The organism is Rhodococcus sp. NPDC127593 (assembly GCF_042671975.1).
Classification (GTDB): domain Bacteria; phylum Actinomycetota; class Actinomycetes; order Mycobacteriales; family Mycobacteriaceae; genus Rhodococcus_F.
The window spans coordinates 1-3,468 of the sequence record NZ_JBHXWI010000152.1 but is presented as its reverse complement, the minus strand read 5'-3'; the positions used below and the strand labels follow the sequence as shown (position 1 = coordinate 3,468).

Annotated in this window: 1 protein-coding gene; it reads left to right on the top strand. The window is 67.0% G+C overall.

Features of this window, described 5'->3' with window-relative positions; all coding sequences use genetic code 11:
* Positions 1-3,468: condensation domain-containing protein (locus ACFVJ3_RS49270; protein WP_378459010.1), on the top strand; the 3,468-nt coding region annotated here is incomplete at both ends.

The following is a 3,468-nucleotide window of genomic DNA, read 5'->3' as shown; positions in this document are numbered from 1 at the left end:
CCGCCGCGACCTCCAAGTCAAAATCCGCGGCCACCGCATCGAACTCGGCGAAATCGAAGCCACCCTCACCACCCACCCCGACATCACCCACGCCGCGGTGGCGATACGCAATGGCACAGTCACCGAGCAACTGGTGGCCTACGTGGTGCCGACCCCGGGCGCCCACGTCGACCCCGAGACGCTCGCCGCGACGGTCGGAGCGTGCCTGCCCGATTTTATGGTGCCGTCGGTGTTCGTGACCCTCGATCGGATGCCAGTGAGCATGAACGGCAAGATCGACCGGCGAGCACTACCCGCACCAGCGTCGGTGAAGCGGCAGTTCCGGGCGCCGGTCACCCCAATCCAACAGACTATCGCCGACGTCTTCGCCGACGTCCTCGGCGTCGACCGCGTCGGGGTTGACGAGTCGTTCTTCGCTCTCGGCGGCGACAGCATCGTCGCTATTCAGCTGGTGTCGCGCGCGAAAGCCCGGGGCGTGGTGTTCTCCTCACGTGATGTTTTCGAGCGCAGGACTGTTGGCGGCTTGGCGGAAGTCGCGCAGCTTCCCGAGGACTCCGGACCGCCGGCCGTGCTCGCGGAGTTGCCGGGTGGCGGTGTCGGGTGGATGCCGCTGACCCCGGTCGCGCGGGCGCTGATTGAGCGGGGTGGTGGCTTCGGTCGATTCTCGCAACACATGTTGGTGGAGTTGCCGCCCGGAATAGAGCGCGGTGGGTTGGTGGCGACAGCCGAGGCCGTGCTCGATCACCACGACATTTTCCGCTCACGACTTGTTGGCGACGAGCGCGGGTGGGGTCTCGAAGTCGGCGGGTCCGATGCCGTCGATGTGGACGGCCTTGTTCGTCGGGTGGAGGTCACCGCCGACCTCGACGAGGAAGCCGCGGTGGCGTTGGCGTCGGCGCAATTGGATGCGGCCTTGGGGCGGTTGGCGCCGACGACGGGCGTGATGGTGCAGTTCGTGTGGCTCGATTTCCGGTCGGCATGCAGCGCCCCGCAGCGGCCGGGCTGGTTGCTGATCGTCGCGCACCACCTGGTGATCGACGGGGTGTCGTGGCGGATAATCTTGCCGGACTTGGCCTCCGCATGGGCGCAGGTGTCCGCTGGGCATATCCCGGTGTTGGATTCCGTCGGAACGTCGATGCGTCGGTGGGCGCATGCGTTGGTCGAGGAGGCGTCGGCCCCGGCGCGGCTGGCGGAGTTGCCGATGTGGCAGGCGCTGTTGCAGGCGTCCGACCCGGTATTGGGGCTCCGCCCGTTCAACGCGGCTATCGATGAGGGATCCACCCTCGACCGGGTCGAGGTGAGCGTGCCGGCGCCGGTGACGGCGTCGTTACTGACGACCTTGCCGACACTGTTCCACGGCGGCGTCGAGGATGGACTGCTGGCGGCATTGGCGTTGGCCGTCTGCCGGTGGCGGCGCGCGCGAAAGGTCTTCGAATCCTCGACGCTGATCCAATTCGAGGGACACGGCCGTCAGGAGCAGATTGCCGCGGGAGCGGATCTGTCTCGGACGGTGGGATGGTTCACCAGTGTGTTTCCGATGCGTCTGGATATCGGGGCCGCTGACCTCGACGAGGCCTTCGCCGGTGGCGCCGCGGCCGGCGTGGTGGTCAAGTCGATCAAGGAGCAGCTGAGGTCGCTGCCAGACAGGGGAATCGGCTTCGGGCTCCTGCGCTACCTGAATCGGGAGACTGCCAAGCAGTTGCGGTCGCTGCCCGTCGGCCAAATCAGCTTCAACTACCTTGGCCGGGTGTCTTTTGGTGGTGTACCGAACGAGGTGCTGGGGGCAGAGTGGTCACCGTGTTGCCATCTCGGCGACATCGCCGCTCCGAGAGATCCTGACATGCCGGCGAACGGGGTTGTCGACATCGATGCGATCGTCACCGACGGCAGCGAGGGTCCGGTGCTGGGCGCCGCGTTCACGTTCCCGACGGGTGCAATCGGGCGGTCCGATGTGCAGGACTTGGCGGAAGAATGGTGTGCGGCGCTCGCCGCGCTCGCCACCCATGCGCAGACCCCCGACGCCGGCGGGCTGACACCGTCGGATCTGCCATTGATCACCGCACGTCAATCGGACATCGACCGTTGGGAAGCAGCGTATCCGGCGGTCACGGACGTGTGGCCCTTGACGCCGCTGCAGTCGGGTTTGCTGTTCCATGCTCTGCTGGCCGCGTCGTCGGTCGACGTGTACTCGATGCAGGTCGTATTCACCCTCACCGGCCAGGTGGACGCCGCGCGGTTGCATGCGACGGCGCAGGCGGTACTGGATCGGCATCCGAATCTGCGGGTGGCGTTCGTCGGGGGCGCCGACGGCATACCAGTGCAGCTGGTACTCGATAAGTTGCCGGTGCCGTGGCGCGAGGTCGATCTACGCGGAGTCGACGACGCCGCTCGCCCGGACGCGTTGACGCGGCTGCTGGCCGAGGACCAGGCCAGGCATTTCGACATGACCGCACCGCCGTTGATCCGGTTCACGCTGGTCACGGTAGCCGAGGACCGGTACGAGCTGGTCGTCGCCAACCACCACATCGTGCTCGACGGGTGGTCCATGCCACTGCTGATGGCGGACATGCTCGCGCTCTATGCCGTCGGCGGCGAGGCGTCGGCGTTGCCTCCGGCTCACCCGTATCGCAGTTATCTGGAGTGGCGCGCCGAACAGGACGAGGCGGCGTCGCGGCGGGCGTGGGCGGCGGCGCTCGCGGGTGTCGAGGGCCCGACTCTGCTCGCCCCGGCCGACCCGGGCCGAGAGATCTCCTCGCGGGCGGGTGAAGTAGCCGCCGATCTCGGCGAGCAAAGGACACGTGCCCTGTCCGAGTTGGCTGCCCGGCTCGATGTCACCGTCAACACGGTGATGCAGGCGGCCTGGGGAATTCTGATGATGCGGATGACCGGCCGCGACGACACGGTCTTCGGCGGCACCGTGTCAGGACGGCCACCTCAGCTCGCGGGCGTGGAATCGATGATCGGGCTGTTCATCAACACGGTGCCGGTTCGGGTGCGGGCGGATCCGGACGAGTCGATCACCCGACTGCTGAGGCGGATGCACGGTGAACAGGCCGACCTGCTCGACCACCACTATCTGGGGCTCACGGAGATTCAGCAGTCGGCCGGGACAGCCGACGTCCTGTTCGACACGCTGACGGTGTTCGAGTCATACCCGGTCGAGAGGGCCGCACTGGCCGAACAGGCCGCCGCGATCGAGGGCATGACGCTGGCTGATGTCAGCGCCAACGACAACACCCACTACCCCCTCGCCCTGGGAATCACCGTCGACACCCAGATCCGCCTTAGCCTGAAGTACCTCCAAGATCTGTTCGACGAACCATATGTCGAGGCCATGCTGGACCGATACCTGCGTGTTCTCGGAGCCATGATGGCCGATGCGGGGTGTCGGGTCGGTGACCTCGACATCCTCGACACCGACGAACGACGGAACCTGCTCGACCGCACCGGCGGCCCCGAACACCCCGC